General features: G+C 41.8%; 24 protein-coding genes. 10 read left to right on the top strand and 14 right to left on the bottom strand.

Features of this window, described 5'->3' with window-relative positions:
- Positions 1-173: 173 nt before the first annotated feature.
- Positions 174-1,838 carry a glycoside hydrolase family 13 protein gene (locus P8610_RS16935; protein ID WP_394605435.1) on the top strand — a complete coding sequence of 555 codons (1,665 nt, stop codon included), beginning with the start codon at positions 174-176 and terminating at the stop codon, positions 1,836-1,838.
- A 41-nt stretch (positions 1,839-1,879) separates the two neighbouring features.
- On the opposite strand, the gene P8610_RS16930 is transcribed toward P8610_RS16935, so the two are convergent.
- The 5 genes from P8610_RS16930 to proC all read right to left on the bottom strand — a co-directional run bounded on the left by P8610_RS16930 (position 1,880) and on the right by proC (position 6,697).
- Positions 1,880-2,194 (bottom strand): hypothetical protein, encoded by a 315-nt coding sequence (locus P8610_RS16930; RefSeq protein ID WP_394605433.1) that lies wholly within the window; start codon positions 2,192-2,194, stop codon positions 1,880-1,882.
- Positions 2,195-2,425: 231 nt separating this feature from the next.
- Complete coding sequence (locus P8610_RS16925; RefSeq protein ID WP_394605432.1) at positions 2,426-3,511, bottom strand: fatty acid desaturase family protein; 1,086 nt, start codon at positions 3,509-3,511, stop codon at positions 2,426-2,428.
- A 176-nt stretch (positions 3,512-3,687) separates the two neighbouring features.
- Positions 3,688-4,701 (bottom strand): hypothetical protein, encoded by a 1,014-nt coding sequence (locus tag P8610_RS16920; RefSeq protein WP_394605431.1) that lies wholly within the window; start codon positions 4,699-4,701, stop codon positions 3,688-3,690.
- Positions 4,702-4,771: 70 nt separating this feature from the next.
- A complete protein-coding gene (locus P8610_RS16915) occupies positions 4,772-5,887 on the bottom strand; it encodes a DEAD/DEAH box helicase (protein ID WP_394605428.1) in 1,116 nt (371 codons plus the stop codon).
- Positions 5,888-6,697 (bottom strand): pyrroline-5-carboxylate reductase, encoded by an 810-nt coding sequence (gene proC, locus P8610_RS16910; protein WP_394605427.1) that lies wholly within the window; start codon positions 6,695-6,697, stop codon positions 5,888-5,890.
- A 113-nt stretch (positions 6,698-6,810) separates the two neighbouring features.
- Here proC and P8610_RS16905 point away from each other — a divergent pair, with 113 nt between their 5' ends.
- From P8610_RS16905 to ade, 7 genes are all read left to right on the top strand, one after another.
- A complete protein-coding gene (locus P8610_RS16905) occupies positions 6,811-7,278 on the top strand; it encodes a hypothetical protein (RefSeq protein WP_394605426.1) in 468 nt (155 codons plus the stop codon).
- Positions 7,279-7,300: 22 nt separating this feature from the next.
- Positions 7,301-8,695 carry a dipeptidase gene (locus tag P8610_RS16900; RefSeq protein WP_394605424.1) on the top strand — a complete coding sequence of 465 codons (1,395 nt, stop codon included), beginning with the start codon at positions 7,301-7,303 and terminating at the stop codon, positions 8,693-8,695.
- A 313-nt stretch (positions 8,696-9,008) separates the two neighbouring features.
- Positions 9,009-9,221, top strand: a complete 213-nt coding sequence (locus tag P8610_RS16895; RefSeq protein ID WP_394605421.1) for a hypothetical protein — start codon at positions 9,009-9,011, stop codon at positions 9,219-9,221.
- A gap of 21 nt (positions 9,222-9,242) precedes the next feature.
- On the top strand, positions 9,243-9,737 hold the full coding sequence (locus P8610_RS16890) for a hypothetical protein (RefSeq protein ID WP_394605419.1): 495 nt from the start codon (positions 9,243-9,245) through the stop codon (positions 9,735-9,737).
- A gap of 15 nt (positions 9,738-9,752) precedes the next feature.
- Complete coding sequence (locus P8610_RS16885) at positions 9,753-9,929, top strand: hypothetical protein (RefSeq protein ID WP_197468195.1); 177 nt, start codon at positions 9,753-9,755, stop codon at positions 9,927-9,929.
- On the top strand, positions 9,929-10,120 hold the full coding sequence (locus P8610_RS16880) for a YwbE family protein (RefSeq protein WP_066244407.1): 192 nt from the start codon (positions 9,929-9,931) through the stop codon (positions 10,118-10,120). The genes P8610_RS16885 and P8610_RS16880 overlap by 1 nt, the downstream gene beginning before the upstream one ends.
- A gap of 113 nt (positions 10,121-10,233) precedes the next feature.
- A complete protein-coding gene (gene ade / locus P8610_RS16875; RefSeq protein WP_394605417.1) occupies positions 10,234-11,970 on the top strand; it encodes an adenine deaminase in 1,737 nt (578 codons plus the stop codon).
- A gap of 76 nt (positions 11,971-12,046) precedes the next feature.
- On the opposite strand, the gene P8610_RS16870 is transcribed toward ade, so the two are convergent.
- From P8610_RS16870 to P8610_RS16840, 7 genes are all read right to left on the bottom strand, one after another.
- A complete protein-coding gene (locus P8610_RS16870) occupies positions 12,047-12,676 on the bottom strand; it encodes a response regulator (RefSeq protein ID WP_394605415.1) in 630 nt (209 codons plus the stop codon).
- Positions 12,673-13,713 (bottom strand): sensor histidine kinase, encoded by a 1,041-nt coding sequence (locus P8610_RS16865; RefSeq protein WP_394605413.1) that lies wholly within the window; start codon positions 13,711-13,713, stop codon positions 12,673-12,675. Before P8610_RS16865 ends, P8610_RS16870 begins: the two co-directional genes overlap by 4 nt.
- Positions 13,710-14,435, bottom strand: a complete 726-nt coding sequence (liaF, locus tag P8610_RS16860) for a cell wall-active antibiotics response protein LiaF (RefSeq protein ID WP_394605411.1) — start codon at positions 14,433-14,435, stop codon at positions 13,710-13,712. The genes P8610_RS16865 and liaF overlap by 4 nt, the downstream gene beginning before the upstream one ends.
- A gap of 96 nt (positions 14,436-14,531) precedes the next feature.
- Positions 14,532-15,176 carry a PspA/IM30 family protein gene (locus P8610_RS16855; RefSeq protein ID WP_394605410.1) on the bottom strand — a complete coding sequence of 215 codons (645 nt, stop codon included), beginning with the start codon at positions 15,174-15,176 and terminating at the stop codon, positions 14,532-14,534.
- Between the two features lie 34 nt (positions 15,177-15,210).
- On the bottom strand, positions 15,211-15,558 hold the full coding sequence (locus P8610_RS16850) for a flagellar basal body rod protein (protein ID WP_394605409.1): 348 nt from the start codon (positions 15,556-15,558) through the stop codon (positions 15,211-15,213).
- 413 nt (positions 15,559-15,971) lie between these two features.
- The gene (locus P8610_RS16845; RefSeq protein ID WP_394605407.1) at positions 15,972-16,421 is read right to left on the bottom strand and encodes a DUF3052 domain-containing protein; all 450 of its coding nucleotides are present in this window, start codon (positions 16,419-16,421) and stop codon (positions 15,972-15,974) included.
- A 14-nt stretch (positions 16,422-16,435) separates the two neighbouring features.
- Entirely contained in the window at positions 16,436-16,918 is a 483-nt protein-coding gene (locus P8610_RS16840) for an NUDIX hydrolase (protein WP_394605406.1), read from the bottom strand.
- Between the two features lie 115 nt (positions 16,919-17,033).
- Here P8610_RS16840 and P8610_RS16835 point away from each other — a divergent pair, with 115 nt between their 5' ends.
- On the top strand, positions 17,034-17,510 hold the full coding sequence (locus P8610_RS16835) for a glutathione peroxidase (RefSeq protein ID WP_394605405.1): 477 nt from the start codon (positions 17,034-17,036) through the stop codon (positions 17,508-17,510).
- Between the two features lie 115 nt (positions 17,511-17,625).
- On the opposite strand, the gene P8610_RS16830 is transcribed toward P8610_RS16835, so the two are convergent.
- Both P8610_RS16830 and P8610_RS16825 read right to left on the bottom strand, forming a co-directional pair.
- Entirely contained in the window at positions 17,626-18,996 is a 1,371-nt protein-coding gene (locus P8610_RS16830; protein WP_289493902.1) for a YjiH family protein, read from the bottom strand.
- Positions 18,997-19,131: 135 nt separating this feature from the next.
- The gene (locus P8610_RS16825; protein WP_394605401.1) at positions 19,132-19,827 is read right to left on the bottom strand and encodes a pseudouridine synthase; all 696 of its coding nucleotides are present in this window, start codon (positions 19,825-19,827) and stop codon (positions 19,132-19,134) included.
- Positions 19,828-20,045: 218 nt separating this feature from the next.
- Here P8610_RS16825 and P8610_RS16820 point away from each other — a divergent pair.
- Positions 20,046-20,355 (top strand): GNAT family N-acetyltransferase (locus tag P8610_RS16820; protein ID WP_394605399.1); only part of this gene is annotated, 310 nt, incomplete at its 3' end.

Raw genomic sequence — 20,355 nt, 5'->3', positions numbered from 1 at the left:
CGAATGTGGCTCACCGCCTGCCCCGCGGAAAGCGAAACATCTGAAATGGAAATCAACTCCCACAAAAAGCAACAAAGGATAAGGAAACATATTTAAAAAAACAAACAGACAATGGGGAGCCGTTTAACGGTATCCCCTGCCCTGTTGTTAAGAGAAAACATGGAGGTAACATTATGGAAAAAGTTTGGTGGAAAGAAGCCGTTGGCTATCAAATTTACCCTCGCAGCTTCCAAGACTCAAATGGAGATGGAATCGGGGATTTAAAAGGAATCATTCAGCGTCTGGATTACATTAAAGACCTTGGCATCGACGTCATCTGGATCTGCCCGATGTACAAATCTCCAAACGATGATAACGGATATGACATCTCTGATTACCAGGACATCATGGATGACTTTGGAACGATGGAAGACTTTGATCTCCTTATGGAAGAAGTTCATAAGCGTGGTATGAAGCTGATCATCGACCTTGTTCTTAACCATACAAGTGACGAGCACCAGTGGTTCATCGAGTCTCGTTCTTCAAAAGACAATCCAAAACGTGATTGGTACATTTGGAGAGACGGTAAAGACGGCAAAGAACCGAACAACTGGGAAAGCATCTTCTCAGGATCTGCATGGCAATATGACGAAAAGACAGATCAATATTACCTGCATGTTTTCTCAACAAAACAACCAGACGTAAACTGGGAAAACCCAGAAGTTCGCGAAGCTCTTTATGACACTGTTAACTGGTGGCTTGATAAAGGAATTGACGGTTTCCGTATTGATGCGATCAGCCATATAAAGAAGCGCGCAGGTTTCCCTGACATGCCGAACCCGAAAAACGAAAAGTATGTTTCTTCATTCGACATGCATATGAACCAAAAAGGCATCCACACGTTTTTACAAGAGTTCAAAGACCGCACATATGCGAACTATGATGTAATGACGGTTGGTGAAGCAAACGGAGTTAAGATTGATGAAGCAGACCTTTGGGTAGGTAAAGAAAACGGAAAGATGGACATGATCTTCCAATTCGAACACCTTGGCCTTTGGGATGCAGAAACGAATCCAGAGGTGGATATCGTTGAATTAAAAAAAGTATTATCTCGCTGGCAGAAAGGCCTTGAAAAAGAAGGCTGGAATGCACTTTTCATCGAAAACCATGACAAACCACGTGTTGTTTCTACTTGGGGCAATGACGCGGAATTTTGGTTTGAAAGTGCAACAAGCTTTGGTGCGATGTACTTCTTGATGCAAGGAACTCCTTTCATCTATCAAGGTCAGGAAATCGGTATGACGAACGTTCAGTTTGATTCGATTGAGGACTATGATGATGTGGCTGATAAAAACCGCTATCGCATCAAGCGTGAAGAAGGCATTTCACACGAAGACATCATGTCTGTTATATGGTCATCATCTCGTGACAACAGCCGTACTCCGATGCAGTGGAACAGCGATGCAAACGCAGGTTTCACTACTGGCACACCGTGGATGAAAGTTAATCCAAACTACACAGAGATTAACGTTGAGAAGCAGGAACAAGACGAAAAATCTGTTCTAAGCTTTTACAAAAAGATGATCTCTTTAAAGAAGAAAAACGAAGTCTTCACGTATGGAACGTATGATTTGATTCTTGAAGAAGACAAGAAAATCTATGCCTATACTCGTACTTTAGGAGAAGAAAAAGTAGTTGTGATTACGAATCTTTCTAAGCAAGCTGCAACTTTTGAGTCCACACTTACGTTAAACGCTAATGAATTGTTGTTAGCAAACAAAGTAGTAGCGGCTCATGGAGATGTAACTAGCTTCACGTTGCAGCCTTACGAAGCTCGCGTTTATCGCGTTCAAGCATAAATAGTAAAAACGTGCTTTCCAAAGATGGAGAGCACGTTTTTTTATTGTGACAGTTGTTTTTCAAAACGAATAAAGGAATACAGTCTCAGAAGTACAATTAACGTCCCGACGATCGTTATAGCGGGCGATATATTCGTGAATAGAGGCAACCACGCTAAAACAAACGCAAAAAGCGCTGTAAAATTCCCCGAAAATCCGTTGATGGGCTGATTACCTACAAGACCTGCCCCTTTTAAGGAGTTTTCATAACACGATCTATGATATGGTCGTATCTTAAAATATGCCCACACCGTACGCAGCTCTTCTCTTTCTGTTATCGGCATCAAACAGCTATCACAGTTCAATTCTTTACTCATTTATCATTCTCCTTAGCTAGCAATTAAGTCCAATACATACATTCTATCAAGTTTTATTATCATCTAATAATAAATTCTTTTTTAATCGAAAAACCCATCATATTTTAATTGAAAACAACTTTTTCCCTGCCCAGTTTCTGCAATATTTTGTCCCCTTGCGTCTCCACATCTAAATACATCTTCAAGAACAAAAAAGTGTAATCCCCCCTAACCAAACAAAAAACACCCAAATTAATGGATGCTTTTCGGTGTTTGATTTGATGATTTCCGTTCTTGCTTCTTCTCTTCCACGGTTTCATTCATCCCATGCCCAAGTGAAGGATACAAGTTCCCCGGTGCTGGATCTACAAACTGAGTCTGATTAAAGTACACATGCGGTGTCTTCCATAACGCGACGAGCGCTTTCCAGTGCGGCATTTCGTGATAGCGTTCTGGCCACATTTCTTTAATGTGCTTTTTTACGAGCGGATAATATTTCGGACTCATACCAGGGAACAAATGATGCTCTGTGTGGTAAGAGAAGTTAAAGTGAATCACATCAATCCATTTTGGAACAGTTACCGATAAGCTGTTTGCTAACGGATCGTTCACGTCTGTCATTGGGTTCAAGCGGTGATTGGTTGAAATATAGCTCATTACGATCGCGTTGGCGATTAGCAGTGGCATCAATACCGCAAAGAACCATTTAACGGGTCCGAGCCACGCCAGTAATCCTAGCCACATCGCCCACGGCAATAACAGCTGAATCCAAACAGAAGGTCGTTTACTCGGTTTGAACTCAGTAATAAATCGTTTGAACATGAAAAGTCCGTGCAGCGTAAACGAAACAGACAAGAAAGCAAAGCTTACGATTGAACGCATCCACATTGGGAGCTTGTACACTTTTTGTAACAATGGTTTGTGTGACAAGTTTTCTAGAGTTGGCCACGCATCTGGATCTTTCCCATCATGCTGTGTATGAACGTGATGTGTTGTGTTGTGCCACTTACGCCATAGCTTCGGTCCAACACTTAACGGCCAAAAAGCTACTGCTCCTAAAAAGTCACGCAGCCATGGCTTGCGGATTACCGTACCGTGAAGAATCTCATGTCCTAAAAAGCCCATTCCTGCAAAACAAGTTCCTAGGATTACAGCGATTCCAATTCCGAGCCAAGGGTGTAAATTATTTAATAACCCGATAACTAAAATACCGGCGATTGCGATCAGTAGATAGACTAGTCCTCCCCATAACCGGGATGGTACTGGTTTAAAGGCCTCTTTCGGCAGCTTTGGAGCGATTTTTGCTGCATACCAGCCAAACGATTGTAAATCTTTCATTTGCTCAACTCCTTTAAATCTGACTCTTTCGAATTCTCCTACTTTACCATCGTAACAAGGTTTGTTTTATGAAGCAACTATTTTTATTACCTGGTAATAATAGTTGGTATTATATACCCACAAAAAAAAACAGGTCACCTTGAAGGATTACCCGTTTTTGTAAAAATTATTACTCGTTAAATTACATTTTTTTCATTAAAATTTATGGATTGCTGTTCCGATTCTCTTTCCGAAACGCTAATCATATAGTGCAGAATAAATGACCAGATGGTGCTCAATACAATTGCACCCGTCCAAAGTTCAGGATCCCAGCCCATACCTTCAAAAATAGCGATTCCGACATAATAAACAACCCAGATAAATAAAGGAAGAACAACTGCTAAGGCAGTAAATTTCTTTTGTTGAATGAAAAAATCCGCAAGCAATCCTGCAACTACCCCAATACCTATTACTTCAGCATTCTCAAAACCTCTTATAATTGTCATCAGGACAAAATTCACCGTATACATGAGTGTGATAGAGCCAAACGGCAATGTCCATCTTTTCAGCAAGAAATAAACAGGAACCATTAAAAAAGTTGTCGTAATAATCGTGTTGCTTATTCCTATTCTTATGATGTTTTGAAAGACTGCTTCATCTGTTATAAAAAGTGCCGTTGCTTTTGCCGCGACCCAGCCATGGTTAAACGCCCACGTGTACATCATAAAAAAACATAAAACAGCAACTGAAAGCGTGTAAGAGAGCAGCGTTGGAAAGAACTCTTTAAAACTTGGGCTCTTCTTTAATTCTTTTTCACCCATCCTATAAGGACTTGTAATGATTAATAGAACCCCAACTAGTAATAAAAGGTGTGAAGGACTAAGAAGTGCAGCAATATCTTCCTCAATTCCAAAAATGATGTGCCATGTCATATCGCAAACACCGCCAATAAAGAACAGCACAACACCTAAAATACCAAGGCCATAACCAGTTGGAATCCCATTCTTAAAAGGCACACCTAACTTATTGGCATTCTGATATGTAATCCAGATCATCCACAGCGCTGTTACAAGGAAACCTGAATACAAAATAGCGTGCCAAGGTGAAAAGAACGTCTCCGGCTTATTATGTGTATGAGCAAACCCATCCACGAATATACCGACAATCAGCCAAGCCCCAAGTAAAATCGTCACCAGATTCTTTGCTGTCATACTATCACCCCATTCTTATAGAACATACAGTCACCTATTCCATAATATGGGTTTGTATTCTTTTTATGATCTACAAATATTCGAGTTTCAGAGCCTTCAAACTCTGGTTTGTCTCTCGTTCTATCAACTGAAGCAGTCTGCGATCCTTTTGTGCCACAAACGTTACAGCTAATCCTTTTCCACCCGCACGCCCTGTTCTGCCGATTCTATGAATGTAGCTCTCCGTATCAAGGGCGATATCATAGTTAAAGACATGCGTAACACCTTCTACATCAAGTCCGCGGGCTGCCACGTCTGTCGCCACAAGAAACTGAATCTCTCCTTCACGAAAACGCCTCATCACATCTTCCCTTTTCGCTTGCGAAAGATCGCCGTGAAGTTCATCGGAATTGTACCCCATCGTTTGCAGCGCCTCATTTAACTTGCTGGCTCTTCTTTTCGTCCGGCAGAAAATGATAGCTAAATAAGGCCGCAGCAAGCGGATTGTTTGAACGAGATCATTCTGCTTCCCGCGGTCCGTTGTTTCCACAATACGCTGGCGGATTTCTTTTAGTGTGATCTGTTTCGTTTTCACGTGAATATCTTGAGGATCGTTTGTATACGTTTCAGCCAGCTTCTTCACTTCATCTGGCATCGTCGCTGAAAAAAGCAGCGTTTGTTGATTCTTCGGCACCTCGTCCATGATGTCTTCAATATCATCTAAAAATCCGATATGCAGCATCTGATCCGCTTCATCTAAAACGAACGTTGAAACATGAGATAAGTCAATCGTTTCGCGGCGAATGTGATCGAGCAGTCTTCCAGGTGTTGCTACAACAACATGAACCTTGCTCTCTAGCTTGTGCATTTGTGCGATTACGTCCTGCCCACCGTAAACAGCGAGCACATTAATCTCACCGAGAGCTTCTGTAAGTTTACGTACTTCAGCTGTGATCTGAATGGCAAGTTCACGCGTCGGTGCGACGATTAATCCTTGTACCGCATCACGTTCAGCATCAACTTTTTGCAGAAGAGGAAGCACGAAAGCAAGTGTCTTTCCCGTACCGGTTTGAGCTTGTCCCACAACATCTTTACCTTCTAAGATGACAGGAATCGTTTCCTTTTGAATAGGAGTAGGTTCACCGATTCCGTTTTGAAGCAAAATATCTATAAATTCATCATGAATACCTAATTCCTTAAAGCCCATCTACTTTTTCCCCAATTTCTTTACTTTTTCTGTGCAGCTTTCCATCGCCGCTAACACTGCACCACGAAAGCGTTCTTGCTCGAGCGTTGCGACGGCTGCAATCGTTGCTCCTCCAGGAGACGTTACTTGATCTTTTAACTCACCTGGATGTTTTCCTGTTTCAAGCACCATTTGCGCTGCTCCTAAAACAGCTTGTGCGGCAAAACGGTATGATTGATCGCGTGACAAACCTTGTACGACCCCACCATCTGCCATCGCTTCAATCAGCATGTACACATAAGCAGGTGATGAGCCGCTGATCGCAGGAATCGCATCCATCTGAGACTCCATGATGATCTCCACTTTTCCAAAACTGCTTAACAGCTCTTCCACGATTTCCAACTCGTGATCTGTGATTTCATCGTTTACTGAAACAGCTGTCATACCAACTCCGACGAGTGAAGGTGTGTTCGGCATCGTTCGAACGACCTTTACCTTTTTCCCAAAAGCTTGTTCAACGTCTTTCGTTGTAATGCCTGCTGCAATTGTAATGATAACAACATCCTGCTTTACAGCGTCTTTTACTTCTTCTATCACTTCAAAATACTTATAAGGAGCAACCGCAAGAAACAGCACGTCAGCCGCTTTTGCAACGTCACTATTTGAAGAGAATGTGTGAATACCATATTGTTTCTCTACATACAGGCGTGTTTTCTCCGTTCGCATGCTCGCTATGATCTGATCTGGGCTGATCAAACCTGAATTGATCATACCTCCTGCCATAGCCTGCGCCATCTTACCAAAGCCGATAAAACCTATTTTCTTCTCCATACTATATGCACTTCTTTCTATCTTTTATAAAGGGAAACGGTCATTCATACAGAATACTCATACCGATAGCTTTACCTTTAGTAAACCACAAATACATAAGGTGTGTGAAATGGATGGACAAGTTTACATTGACAGAATGGCACAGAAAACAGGCAGTCGAAAATTTCAACAAAACGTGGGACTTCATGGAAAAGAAAGAGCGCACACATGAAGAAGACCTGGAAATGATTCACACCGCGCATGCTTCCCGTTTCCATTGGGGTATAGCTGGTGAACCTCTAAACTTCGCTCGCGGAGAGTGGCAGATCTCAAGAGTATATTCACTTTTAAAGATGAGCGATTCTGCACTTCTTCACGGAAATCAATCTCTGACTCTTTGCCAAGAAAACCATATAGGAGATTTTGATTTAGCATTCGCCTATGAAGCTGTTGCTCGCGGGTATCTAGTAAAAGGCGATGAAAACAAGATGGAGGAGTACTACTCGCTCGCATTGGAAGCAGCTCAACTCATCACGAAAAAAGAAGATAAAGATTATTTCATTTCCGAGCTGAACTCCATTAAACTAGGAAGTAGAGCATAGCGTACATAAGGAGGATTTTTAGATGACAGACAAAATTGTGAATTATTTAAAAGAAAATCGCGACACACATTTAAAAGAGTTAACCGACTGGCTTGCAGTCCCAAGTGTCAGCGCACTGCCTGAACACAAGGAAGACGTACGAAAAGGTGCTGAATGGATTGCAGATAACCTTAAAAAAGCCGGCATGGACAACGTGGAAATCTATGAAACAGATGGACATCCGGTTGTTTATGGCGACTGGTTAAAAGCTGAAGGCAAGCCGACAGTTCTTATTTATGGTCACTATGACGTTCAGCCAGTTGACCCTGTTGAGCTTTGGGAATCCCCGCCGTACGAAGCTACTATTCGTGATAACAAATTATACGCTCGCGGCGCATCCGATGATAAAGGCCAAACATTCATGCACGTAAAAGTTTTACAAGCGATTCTAGAATCTGAAGGAACGCTTCCTCTCAATTTCAAATTCTGTATTGAAGGAGAAGAAGAAATCGGTAGTCCAAGCCTTCCAAAGTTCATTGAAGAAAACAAAGACTTGCTTGCAGCCGACGTAATCGTAATTTCGGATACAGGCATGCTGGACCGCGGAAAACCGGCGATCTGCTATGGACTGCGCGGCATGTGTGCGATGCAGGTGGATGTAACCGGACCAAACAGTGACCTTCATTCTGGTCTATATGGTGGAGCGGTACAAAACCCGCTGCATGCCATCACAGAGCTTCTTCAATCGTTCCGTGATGAGAACGGCCGTATTTTAGTAGATGGCTTTTATGATAATGTACAAGAATTAACGGAAGAAGAAAGAGCAGCGTTCCGTGCCCTGCCGCTAACTGAAGACGCACTAAAGCAACAGCTTGGTGTAACAGAGCTTACTGGTGAAGAAGGCTATTCTCACATCGAACGCACATGGGCTCGTCCAACGCTAGAATTAAACGGTGTATGGGGCGGCTTCCAAGGTGAAGGCATCAAGACCGTTATCCCTGCAAAAGCTCATGCGAAGATCAGCTGCCGACTGGTACCAAATCAGGAGCCAGATGAAATCATCGAAAAAGTAAAGGCACATATTGAAAAGCACAAGCCTGCAGGCATCGATGTGAAGGTCACTCTTTTTGATAAAGGAGCACCTTATGTCACACCGTTTGATCACCCTGCTATTCAAGCAGCTGCACGTTCCTATGAAAAAGTTTACGGCGTGCCAACAGCGTTCACCCGAGGCGGCGGATCCATTCCAATTGTCGCAACGTTCGATCAAATGCTAAAGATTCCTGTTGTCTTGATGGGCTTCGGTCTTTCAACAGAAAACTTCCACGCGCCGAACGAACATTTCCACCTCGAAAATTTCGACAAAGGGATGGAAACTCTCGCTGACTACTGGTTTGAACTAGAAAAGTCGATAAAAAAAGAAGCATCCGCACTATAGTTAAAAAGAAGCTGGCACAAAAGGTCTTAAACTGACCTAAAGTGCCAGCTTTTCGCTATTTTAACGATGTTTTAATACATGTAATTGAACGCGCGGGGGTAGTACAAGCAGTGACTGCGAGTAACTAGGGTGAACCTGCGCGCAAAGGAAGTCAGCCCGCGCGCAATCCCAGTAATCCTGCGCGTAAAACAGATTCGAACGCGCGTAATCTTTCTCCAACTGCGCGAACGTGAAAGGTATTCATTCTGTATTCTTAAAGAATGATTCTCATGTCATGATTTTTGCTCCATTGCCAAGTTGATTGTAGTGTAAGGTGCGAGACTCCTGCGGGACAAGCGGTCAGGTGAGACCCTTAACGGCGCAAAGCGGCAAGGGGCTCACCGCCTGCCCCGCGGAAAGCGAAGCACCTGAAACGGAGATCAACCACTTTCAAAATCCCTCTAAAACTAGCTACATCCCCATCTTTTCCCTTCGAAGCATTTTCGTTTTCTTCGTCCAATGTGATATAATCAACCAATCACAATAAAAGAAACGGAGAGTATAAAATATGCTTTCATTTGAAGATAAAATTGCTTTAATTCAAGAAAATTTCCCGGAGCTCGACATGCATGAGGTTTCCTTAGGCCGCTTGAACTTCCACTTTGAAGAAAGTGTACAAGACAAGAAAATTGTCGTGTATCACCTTCACCCGAACGGAAACGGCTTCGTCTATGGCGGACACCTGCCGCAAAGCGTAAAAAACGATAAAGGCTATGTTAATATTCGGGACTATGAAGCAGACGAATTGATTGCTCTTATTCAAGAATCGATGGAGTTCCTTTCTAAAAAACACGGCTGGCAGCAGCCTAAGAAAGATCGTTCAGACGAAGACGAGCGTAAAGAAGAACAGTGGTACAGCTACGGTCACGAAAAAATTCGTCTTGTAGGTGAAGACGGCATGTGGTTCATTTTTGATGAAGATGATGCACTAGAAGCAGCATTCGAAACGTATGCAGAAGCAGAAGGCTATTTAAAAGAAGCAGGATTCAAAAAGCAAAAATAAATAGAGGTGATAAAGATGGCTGAGGAGAAAAAGAAATTAAGCTTTCAAGAGATCGCTAAACAGCGCTTAGCTGAAAAGAAAGCACAGCAATCAGGCGGTAAATTCAGCAAAGGCCCTGTAAAAGTAGCAAACCAGCTTAAAAATCAGCAGACAAAAAAGGCGAACAATCAAGCACGGAGAACAGGCGTTTAATGCATCGCAAGCGTTCCAACATCACCCCTGGCCTCCCTGTGAACGTGATCTTAAAAGCTGATCAGCGTTCTGGCAAGAAAACAAAAGGTATCGTAAAAGATATTTTAACGAACTCACCTACCCATCCACATGGTATTAAGGTGCGCTTAGAAGATGGTCAAGTTGGCCGAGTAATCGACATTCTGAATTAACGACACAAAACGGTCTCCCGCTTGGGACCGTTTTTCTTTTTATTCATATGAAATAAGATATTAAAGTTGTTCGTATACTAGGTGGTAGATTTTTCTCTAAAGGAGATCAGCTGATGAACCAAGATCAATTAAAGAAACGAATTGATGTCAGTACAAAAAGAATCCCTGCAGATGTCGTTGTTAAGAATGGAAAAATTATTGATGTGTTTAACCTTGAAATTTTAGAAGCTGACATTGCGATTGTGGATGGCTATATTGCAGGCATTGGTGAGTACGAAGGACATGAGACGGTCGATGCCGCCGGTAAATATGTGTCTCCTGCGTTCATAGACGGCCATGTGCATATCGAGTCCTCTATGGTGACACCTGCTGAGTTCAGCAAAGTTCTGCTCGCTCATGGGGTCACAACCGTCATCACAGACCCGCACGAGATCGGCAACGTATCGGGAGCTACAGGCATCTCCTTCATGCTGGATCAATCGGAAGGACTTCCACTGGACGTTCGTGTGATGCTGCCGTCCTCTGTTCCAGCAACGCCTTTTGAAAATGCAGGAGCCACTTTAAAAGCGGCAGATCTTGAACCGTTCTATAAACACCCTCGTGTACTTGGGCTTGCGGAAGTGATGGACTTTCCTGCTGTTTTTAAAGGAGATAAAGACATGCTCAGTAAAATTGTTTCAGCCGCGAACAACAAAGGCAGAATCGACGGGCATGCTGCTGGTCTCGACGCGAACGGAATCAATGTGTATCGCTCATCCCTGATTACGACAGATCATGAATGTACCACAGCTGAGGAAGCACTGGATCGGATTCGCCGGGGCATGTACGTTTTAATTCGGGAAGGATCTGTTGCAAAGAATCTAAAAGCCCTTATTAAAGCTGTAACGCCTAACAATGCACGTCGCTTTTTATTTTGTACCGACGATAAGCACCTCGATGACCTCGTTGATGAAGGAAGTGTTGATCATAACGTAAGGCTTGCGATTAAAGAAGGACTCTCCCCTTTTCAAGCCATTCAACTAGCCACTCTAAATGCAGCTGAATGTTACGGTCTGGATGAAAAAGGCGCCATTTCGCCAGGATGCATAGCAGATTTTATTTTGCTGGATGAGTTAGAAGCGGTATCTATTTCTGAAGTGTTTGTTGGAGGAAAATCAGTTGCTAAGGACGGTGCGTTTACAGGTGAAGAGGTTAACACAGAAAAACCTCCAGCTCCTTTAATGCAATCGGTGAATCTTCCGGAGATAAGATCTGAAAAGCTCACTATCCCCATTAGTGACGGAGATTCCATTCACGTCATTGAGGTCATTCCGAACCAGCTTGTAACAAAAAAGAAGGTGTTGCGCGTAAAAGCAGAAAACCGCGTTTTTACACCTTCAATTCCTGATGATTTATTAAAAATGGCTGTTATCGAACGACATAAACAAACTGGAAACATCGGTCTTGGCGTTGTTAAGGGACTTTTAATTAAAAACGGTGCGATCGCGTCGACTGTAGCTCATGATTCTCATAACCTTGTCGTTGCAGGCACGAATGATGAAGATATGCTTTTGGCTATCGATACCATCCAAAAGATGCAGGGTGGCTATGTAATCGTTAAAGATGGAAAAGTTCTTGCAACTGTTCCTCTGCCAATCTCAGGATTAATGTCAGATCAACCTTTTAAAAAAGTAAATGAGGAGATTATCTACTTAAAAGCTAAGCTAAAAGAGATCGGTTTTACCGGTGACTTTGATCCGTTCTTAACGCTATCTTTCTTAACCCTGCCTGTTATTCCAGAGATTAAGCTGACAGATTTAGGGCTTTTCGACTTTAAAACGTTTCAGCATATCTCTGTAAAAGCTGAATAAAGAAGGACTGACAACAAGCTCACCGCACGCCCCGCGGAAAGCTAGCAGCCTGGAGCGGATATCAGAACAACAATGACTAAACCAACGAATGGTTAAAGGCATAAATAACAGCCTGTGTTCGATCTTGCACATCCAGTTTGCTCAAGATATTGCTCACGTGTACTTTCACTGTTTTTAAAGCGATAAACAGCTCATCCGCGATTTCTTGGTTTGTCTTTCCTTTTGTCATCAGCAATAAGATTTCCATCTCGCGCGCAGTCAGCTCTTCATGTGGCTCGCGCGTTTGCTTTTGTCTCATTTTGCTCATCATCTTCCCCGTTACTTCGGGTTCAAGAACGGACTTTCCGTGGAATGTATCGCGAACGGCTTGTGCAATATCGCTCGCTTTTGATGTTTTTAACATATAGCTGGAAGCTCCTGCCTCTAATGCAGGATACACTTTTTCATCATCAAGAAAGCTTGTAACGACGATGATTTTCGCTTCCGGCCAAGCGTTTGTTATTTCGCGTGTCGCTTCAATACCGTCCATCTCGTCCATCACAAGGTCCATCAAGATAATGTCCGGTTTGAGTGCCAATGCCTTCTCTACAGCTACTCTTCCGTTTTCCGCTTCTGCTGTTACTTCAATATCAGCCTGCGCAGAAAGATAAGCAGAAACGCCGATTCGCACCATCTCGTGATCATCCACTAATAACACTTTAATCATACTTTTTCCTCTCCCGCTGATAAAATTGGAACTTTTACTTCAAGTCGTGTTCCTTCACCTGGCAGACTCACAATCTTAAGCGTACCGCCGATTTCAGCCGCACGTTCATGCATATTCTGAAGTCCGTATGAACCTGTTTTTTCCTGATCCATCTTAAAGCCGACTCCATCATCCTCAATACGAAGGATAATAAGATCGTCACGCTGAACAAGCAGAATTTGAGCTTTGTTTGCCTGTGCATGCCGCAATATATTAGACACCGATTCTTGTAAAATACGAAACAGATGATCCTCTACCCCTTTATCAAGAGGGATCGTTTCAATTTTCCACTTCAGCTCGATCGGTACTTTTTGCAGCAGCTCTTGTAAAAGTTCTTCCATCCCTTTTTGCAGCGACTTGCCATTTAATGCTGCTGGACGAAGATGCAAGAGAAGTGCCCTCATCTCAAGCTGTGTTTGGTGGATCGTTTCTTCGACAAGTCTTAGCTGCTTCGATTCACGTGTGTCTTCTTCTGACCGCGTTTCGTTGACAGCAGACATGATCATACTTGCTGCAAACAGCTGCTGAGAAACAGAATCATGAAGCTCTCTCGCTAAGCGATTTCTTTCTTGGGAAATAATTTCTTGAATTCGCTTTTCTTGATCGACGGCTTTCTCAGTCGCCATTTTTTGTGACTGGCGAATCTTCTCGCCTAACTGCTTCTGAATGCCTTCCATTCGTTTTGTGATGGCCCTTAACTCAAGACTAGAAACTTCTTTCATGTTTACTTGTCTGCCATCCTCAATCGAAGCTAGCGTACGATTGATGAGATTAAGCTGTTTACGAGACGTAATGCCAGAATTCAAACCAAAGAAAGCTCCCATGATAAACACAAGAAAAGGCAGTACGAATGCCATTGGAATATCAAGTAACCGCTTCTCTAATAAAAAGTTCCAGTCATCGATCGGAAATAAAGAATATACGATTGCCCCCAAGACGATGGATACGGAAAAAGCTGACGCAATACCGGAAAACATGTGGCGCAAAACGGTACTCATACCCGCTTCACCTCCAAACTTCCAGCGATTAAACTTGTCACGATCTTCACTTTTTTCTCAGCTTCACCGTAACCTTTTGTTCTAAAAAATAGCGTCTGGTTAAACATTTTAGGCTCTGGCTGATCAAAGATGCTTGTATTCCCTACAAACACAGAATGACTGACTGCCGTTTCCACCTCGTAAGGAATCTGTATCGTGATATTACCGATAAAGCCGCGTATCATAATAACCGCTTCCCCTTTAGGGAGAATCGTCTGACTCAAATCGATAATAGAGTCTCCAGGTCCGCATTGAATGTTGATGTCACTCCATTCATACACATGATCTGGGGTTTGTTGAGTGCCAATAATGATATTTTTTAAAAGCGGCTCTTTTCTGTATATATCTTCATGCGGTGAGGAAGCATGTTGTTCTTCAACGTGCGGCATGATCACAACCGGATTTTGTTTGGTTTGATAAAATTCATAGATCACATAAATAACGATAGCGACTAACAAAAGCTTAAATGTGTACATGCTTAAAATGTTCATGACCGTAATAAATACACCGACCCAGAACATGATCTTACCCGAACGTCTCGGTAATCGTTTACGTCCAAAAAACATGAGTGCAGCACCCAGTAAAAGAGAGAACAAGATCCCCTCGCCGTTCAGAGTGGCTTCTAACAGCACGAATACACAGGCGATTAATAGCCCCCAACTGATCAAATCACTTTTTTTCATGTTCAGCATCTGCACTCACTCACTTTCTGTCATAAACGACATAAAAGGCGCAGCACTTTGCGCCTGTTGTCTTTTTTTATCGTATCACATACTGAATTAAACGGTAGTATGTGAGTCTTCTTTTTTCCATTCTTTTTCTAATTTAGCGAGCTTCGCTTCCATCGAACTCGCATGATAATCTGCGTTTACTTTTTGTTCAAGACGATCCATATAGTTTTCAAGCTCATCAAAGCGGAACGTTGATTTTTTCATTGAGCTTGATGGGTCGATAACGCGGTCCATCTTCTGGTGCGCACGTGCTACATTTTCACGTCCCATCAGTTCCATACGCTTGATCTGCATATCTTTCAGCTTATGTTTCATGAGCTCATACTTTTGTTCTAACTCTGACAGGTCTTTTTCTGCCTGCTGTGTGGATTCCTTTAGCTTATCAGCTCGTGTTTCATGCTGCTCTTTTTCTTGGATCGCGAACTGATACAACTCTGATTCATTTGCTTGCTGTGCCAGATCAGCTTGATGTGCACGTTTAGCTGCTTTTGACTCTGCTTCTTCTGTTTCTCGAGCAAATTGGTCTCTTAAAAGCTGCTGGCGCTCAACTAGCTTTCTTGCCTTATTCACTTCTAATTCACATTGTCGTAAATATTGATTCAGAAGAGAAAGAGGGTTCTTTTCTTCTTTTTGATCTAAAAGTTCATGAACATCCGCTGAGATCGAGTTTTTAATGCGTTCAAATAAATTCATAGTAATTCGCTCCTTTAATGTGTTTATCATTTTTTTAGTTGTTTTTAAGTTTTGCCCATTCTCTTTCAAAGTTAGTGAACGGATCGTTATCAACGTTGTCTTCCACTATCGCTGATTGATTCCACTTCTTATACACGATGTACAGTACATAGATTGCAACTGCTCCTAAGATAGCCGGCAGGTTTGCTACGGATACACAAAGACCTGCCACCGATAGGGCGCCCCACCAGAACTTCTTTCCTCCTGTTTCTGCAGCCGTCGCTTTCTTAAATGCGTAATACATGACGGCAAGACCAATCGCAAGACCGACCATCGGACCTAGGTTAGCGATCAGCACGATCGCAGCAATACCTCCAACTACAAGTAAGCCTAATTTTTTCATATTGGCTTCCTCCTTTCGTATCTTTAGCTTACCTTCCTGCGCATTTTCTCAAAACTGGCCGAGGCTGTATTTTGTAATAAGCCTTGAGGCGTAGTGCGGCGTCAGCCTTGGGGTCTGACCCCACACAATTACAAACAACCCCATTTTGTACAAATGGGGTGGACACTTCTTTTGAGTTAGTCGAAAATCGGATAAATAAATTTATACACGGAATTATGGACCTTATAAGCGGATATATTACGCATTACCGCGGAATTAAAATGAATTACCTTGGAATTATTTAATGTGTTCTCTTGAAGTAGACATCTTTCTTGTAATGCACATCCCACATATACAAACAAGTTTCGTCTCTATAACTTTTTCAAAAAAAGTGGAAGACACCAAGATTTTTAACCTCTTGAGCCTTCCACTTTCTAATTCTTTATTCTTTTTTGTCCTTCTTTAGTTACTGCACTTTTACGAGTCATCGACTTGATGTGTTCTGGCTTTCTGAATCTTAACGCAGACCAGTCTTCATCGATAGCTATCTGCCTAACCGGTTCAAATCCTTCGTCTGATAATAGCGCAGCGACCGATTCCCGCGAGCAATCAGATCCCTTATACGTTTTTGAACTCTTTTTTGGGTAGCATAGCCAAAGAAGACCATCGTTCTCTACCTTCTCTGATCCCAATTTCGCATCTTTTTGCAGCTGCTCATTTGTTGTACCGAATACCTGAACAAATGGATAAAATTCTTCTTTTGGTTCTTGATGAACTTCTGCTGCTAACGAATTCACCACTTCACTATATTCAGAAGGGTGATTGATAATCAATACAGGACGATCTAACGTTTTAACATTTAATTTTTTTATAGTTGGATGCATGATAATCCTCTTTCTTATACATTTTGCAAGTCGCTGTTTACCAGAAAATAATCCGGCTCGAAGGAACCAGATATCAGCTTGTTCTTCACCACTTCAGGGTACAGCACATACTGGTTCAAATCTTGTAGGGGAACCCATTTGAAGACTAGCCTTTCAGCTTCTAAAACCGTAAATTCTTCACCCTTATGAAACGGCAATGGGTTTTCTGCTGTTAGTCTAAAGTATAAGCCAACCTCATGAATTTCTTTCGCCGCATAGGTAAAAAAGTTCTCAACCGTCCATAAAAAGCGATCAACCGTTACCTGTAAATCTAATTCTTCCTTCATTTCACGCTGCAAACTCGCCTTAGCATCTTCACCAAGTTTTACCCTTCCCCCAGGCAAAGACCAATTTGTTTCTTGTTTGGCCCTATGTAGTAAAATACGTCCATCTTCAATCATCACGGCTGCCACACGGTAGTTAAAAACTTGATGTTCCACATGAAACACTGCGTCCATTTTATTCGTCCCCCTTATGCCTTCCTCCTTATTTTACTACTGCGAGCATTTTCAGTGAAAGCCGTTTCATTTACCGTTAAACTAATAAAAAATGCTAATAGAGGAGCTTGAGAATATGTCAGTTTATGATTTTCCAGTTGAAACCATTAAAGGTGAAAAAACGAGTCTGGACTCTTACAAAGGAGACGTGCTCTTGATTGTAAACACAGCAAGCAAATGCGGGTTTACACCTCAATATCAAGGGCTTCAATCACTCTATGAAAGCCATAAAGAACAAGGAGTAACAGTGCTCGGTTTTCCATGTAACCAATTCGGTGCACAAGAGCCTGGCACGAGTGACGAGATCATGGAGTTTTGCGAGTTGAATTACGGCGTTAACTTTCCGTTGTTTGCAAAAGTGAACGTTAACGGAGATGATGCACATCCACTTTTTAAATACTTGGCTGCTGAGGCACCAGGAATCTTAGGATCTAAGGCGATTAAGTGGAACTTCACAAAGTTCTTGGTCGACCGTGACGGAAAAGTCGTTAAACGTTTTGCGCCTACAGACAAACCAGAAACGATTGAAAAACACATAAAAGAGCTGTTATAAATAATTGTAAGGGGTCTGTCCCGGGGACAGACCCCTTACAATTTACAAACAATTTATGCCATGAAATAAAAAAGCTGTTCAGAAGGGTAATAAACCCTCTGAACAGCTTTCTTTGTTAAAACATTAGATGCGCCATTCCCACAACAATTGGGAGTGAAATAAAGGTACGCAGGAAAAAGATAATAACTAGATCTTTAAAGTTAACCGGCACTTTTGATGCTAAAAGCAGTCCGCCAACTTCAGACATATAGATTAATTGAATAACAGACATCGCTGCTATTACAAATCGCGTCAGTTCACTTTCAATGCCCGCTCCGATAATGGATGGCAGGAACATGTCTGCAAACCCGATAACGATCGTCTCTGCTGCATCTGATGCAAATGGAACTTGCAGCAGCTCTAGAATCGGTACGAACGGTGCACCAAGGTACGTGAAGAAAGGTGTGAACTCTGCGACCATCAATGCAGATGTTCCAATCGCCATAACGATCGGCACAACACCCATCCACATATCAAGTACGTTTTGAATACCCTCTTTAACTAAAAGTCCTGGTTTTTTGTTTTGATCAGCGCGGTCAACCGCTTTTTTAAGCCCGAAGCTGAAAGGTGTTTCTCCTTGAGGAATTACTTCATCCGCTACGTTTTCTTTTGCACCTTCATAATACGTATCCGGCTTTCTGGATAACGGCGGAATGCGCGGGATAATAATCGCACATACTAGCCCTGCCAAAACAACCGTTAAATAATAAGGAACAATCATGTGGGCCAAATCTACTTGAGCAAGTACTACAATTGCGAAAGTTATAGATACAACAGAGAAAGTTGTACCGATTACAGCCGCCTCACGTTTCGTATAATACCCTTCTTCATACTGCTTGTTCGTTAAAAGAACCCCAATCGTCCCATCACCTAGCCAAGAAGCTAGACAGTCAATCGATGAACGTCCTGGCAGTTTGAACACTGGACGCATGATTTTAACGAGCAACGCTCCACAAAACTCTAATAATCCGAAGTTGAACAATAAAGGTAAAAACAAACCTGCAAACAAGAACACGGAGAACAATACTGGAATTAGATCGTAAAGCAGAAGCTGTCCTGTATTCTCAGACCATACGGCTTCAGGTCCTAGTTTAAACAAAGTCATCACTGCAAAAATGAGTCCAAGTAAACGAATCAATTGCCATGCGATATTAACGTTGAACAGCGTGTTCAAAAACGGCTGGTTAACAATGGCTTTAGGCTTGAAAAAATAGGTTCCCAACGATCCAATAACCGTAATTGCAATGATCGCTGTCATAATTTGAGGAATATAATCCCCGATTAAGTCTTGCAGAATCCCTGCTAAAATGGCTACAGGAATCGTTATTTCTCCATTATATGAGATGGGAATCATAAATAAGAAAATACCAATTAATGATGGAATTAAAAATTTAGTAAGACTTTTTTGTCTCATCTGGTTGTCAACATTTTGCTTCGGTAATCCCATGATGTATGCCTCTCTTTCTGTAATGTAAAGCGCTTTCATATACTTTTCATTACCAAGTATATGGCTTTTCTACAATTTTCGCAATATTGTAAGAAATGCTAGTTTTTTATAAAAACCTAGTGTTTCTTTCCTTTTTTATAGAAGTTCTAAACCCTTCTTTAGTTCACTGAGCTCTTCATCCCTTAAGTACCGCCACTTCCCGATCTCTAATGCATGAAGATGTATATTCATAATGCGTATACGCTCTAATTTCTGTACTTCATACCCTAAAGTTTTGCACATTCGTCGGATTTGCCGGTTTAACCCTTGGGTGAGCGTAATTCTGAAAACATACTTACTGACAAACTCTGTTTTTGCTGGTTTTGTTACCGTGTTTAATATCGAAACCCCTTGAGCCATTTTTTGAAGAAACAAGTCTGTTACAGGCTGATCCACTGTAACTTCATATTCTTTTTCATGGCCAAAATCAGCTTGAGAAATCCGGTTTGCAAGTTCACCGTCATTCGTTAGAAGAATTAATCCTTGTGAAGCTTTATCTAAGCGCCCGACAGCAAAAACACGCTCTGGCAGATCTACTAGTTCCAGAATGTTTCCTTCAATCTCGGGATTAGATGTACTCGTGATTCCAACTGGTTTGTTAAAAGCCAGATAAGTAGTTGAAGACTTGTTAGGAATACGCTGTCCATCAATTAGAACGATATCCCCTTCATCTACAAACGTATCCTTATTAGCAGTCTCGCCATTTATTGTAATCCGGCCACCCTCAAGAAGCCGTTTCGTCTCTCTTCTCGAACAATAACCCGTTAAACTGATATATTTATGAATTCTCATTCTAATCCTCACTTCAAAGTTGTGGTTATGCACAACAGTTAATAATTATAACTGCAAATGAATATAATTTCGATAGTTTTTATAAATATCCAATATTTTTCACTTTATATGACTATATTATCATTTTTAAAAATACCCATTATCAGAAAATTAGTAAATCACTTTTCAATTAACATTCCAAACTTGTAGAATGAAGTTGAAAAGGGAGGTCGTTTGTAATGGAGATAAGAAGACTGTCAGAAATGGAATACGAAAAATCACTGCAGCTTTCACAATATGCGTTTCAATACGTAGTGAAAGAGGAAGATCTGCCGAAACGTTATGAAATGATGAAGAAGCATGAGATTTGGGGAGAATTCGAAAAGGATGATTTAATCTCTAAACTTCATATACTTTCTTTAGAGATCAGTATTGATAACAAACGTTTTCCTATGGGAGGAATAGCAGGAGTAGCTACATGGCCAGAGCATAGACGGAAAGGATCTGTTACGCGCCTCTTACAAAAAGCACTTCAGTCAATGAAAAAAA

Origin of the sequence: Fictibacillus sp. UD (assembly GCF_043558025.1) — a bacterium.
GTDB lineage: Bacteria > Bacillota > Bacilli > Bacillales > Fictibacillaceae > Fictibacillus.
This window is presented reverse-complemented; position numbering and strand designations above follow the sequence as displayed.

Excerpts from the sequence above, each read along its gene's own strand:
- P8610_RS16935 (WP_394605435.1), top strand. The coding sequence starts at position 174 with ATGGAAAAAGTTTGGTGGAAAGAAGCCGTTGGCTATCAAATTTACCCT.
- P8610_RS16930 (WP_394605433.1), bottom strand. The coding sequence starts at position 2,194 with ATGAGTAAAGAATTGAACTGTGATAGCTGTTTGATGCCGATAACAGAA.
- P8610_RS16925 (WP_394605432.1), bottom strand. The coding sequence starts at position 3,511 with ATGAAAGATTTACAATCGTTTGGCTGGTATGCAGCAAAAATCGCTCCA.
- P8610_RS16920 (WP_394605431.1), bottom strand. The coding sequence starts at position 4,701 with ATGACAGCAAAGAATCTGGTGACGATTTTACTTGGGGCTTGGCTGATT.
- P8610_RS16915 (WP_394605428.1), bottom strand. The coding sequence starts at position 5,887 with ATGGGCTTTAAGGAATTAGGTATTCATGATGAATTTATAGATATTTTG.
- proC (WP_394605427.1), bottom strand. The coding sequence starts at position 6,697 with ATGGAGAAGAAAATAGGTTTTATCGGCTTTGGTAAGATGGCGCAGGCT.
- P8610_RS16905 (WP_394605426.1), top strand. The coding sequence starts at position 6,811 with ATGGACAAGTTTACATTGACAGAATGGCACAGAAAACAGGCAGTCGAA.
- P8610_RS16900 (WP_394605424.1), top strand. The coding sequence starts at position 7,301 with ATGACAGACAAAATTGTGAATTATTTAAAAGAAAATCGCGACACACAT.
- P8610_RS16890 (WP_394605419.1), top strand. The coding sequence starts at position 9,243 with ATGCTTTCATTTGAAGATAAAATTGCTTTAATTCAAGAAAATTTCCCG.
- P8610_RS16885 (WP_197468195.1), top strand. The coding sequence starts at position 9,753 with ATGGCTGAGGAGAAAAAGAAATTAAGCTTTCAAGAGATCGCTAAACAG.
- P8610_RS16880 (WP_066244407.1), top strand. The coding sequence starts at position 9,929 with ATGCATCGCAAGCGTTCCAACATCACCCCTGGCCTCCCTGTGAACGTG.
- ade (WP_394605417.1), top strand. The coding sequence starts at position 10,234 with ATGAACCAAGATCAATTAAAGAAACGAATTGATGTCAGTACAAAAAGA.
- P8610_RS16870 (WP_394605415.1), bottom strand. The coding sequence starts at position 12,676 with ATGATTAAAGTGTTATTAGTGGATGATCACGAGATGGTGCGAATCGGC.
- P8610_RS16865 (WP_394605413.1), bottom strand. The coding sequence starts at position 13,713 with ATGAGTACCGTTTTGCGCCACATGTTTTCCGGTATTGCGTCAGCTTTT.
- liaF (WP_394605411.1), bottom strand. The coding sequence starts at position 14,435 with ATGAAAAAAAGTGATTTGATCAGTTGGGGGCTATTAATCGCCTGTGTA.
- P8610_RS16855 (WP_394605410.1), bottom strand. The coding sequence starts at position 15,176 with ATGAATTTATTTGAACGCATTAAAAACTCGATCTCAGCGGATGTTCAT.
- P8610_RS16850 (WP_394605409.1), bottom strand. The coding sequence starts at position 15,558 with ATGAAAAAATTAGGCTTACTTGTAGTTGGAGGTATTGCTGCGATCGTG.
- P8610_RS16845 (WP_394605407.1), bottom strand. The coding sequence starts at position 16,421 with ATGCATCCAACTATAAAAAAATTAAATGTTAAAACGTTAGATCGTCCT.
- P8610_RS16840 (WP_394605406.1), bottom strand. The coding sequence starts at position 16,918 with ATGGACGCAGTGTTTCATGTGGAACATCAAGTTTTTAACTACCGTGTG.
- P8610_RS16835 (WP_394605405.1), top strand. The coding sequence starts at position 17,034 with ATGTCAGTTTATGATTTTCCAGTTGAAACCATTAAAGGTGAAAAAACG.
- P8610_RS16830 (WP_289493902.1), bottom strand. The coding sequence starts at position 18,996 with ATGGGATTACCGAAGCAAAATGTTGACAACCAGATGAGACAAAAAAGT.
- P8610_RS16825 (WP_394605401.1), bottom strand. The coding sequence starts at position 19,827 with ATGAGAATTCATAAATATATCAGTTTAACGGGTTATTGTTCGAGAAGA.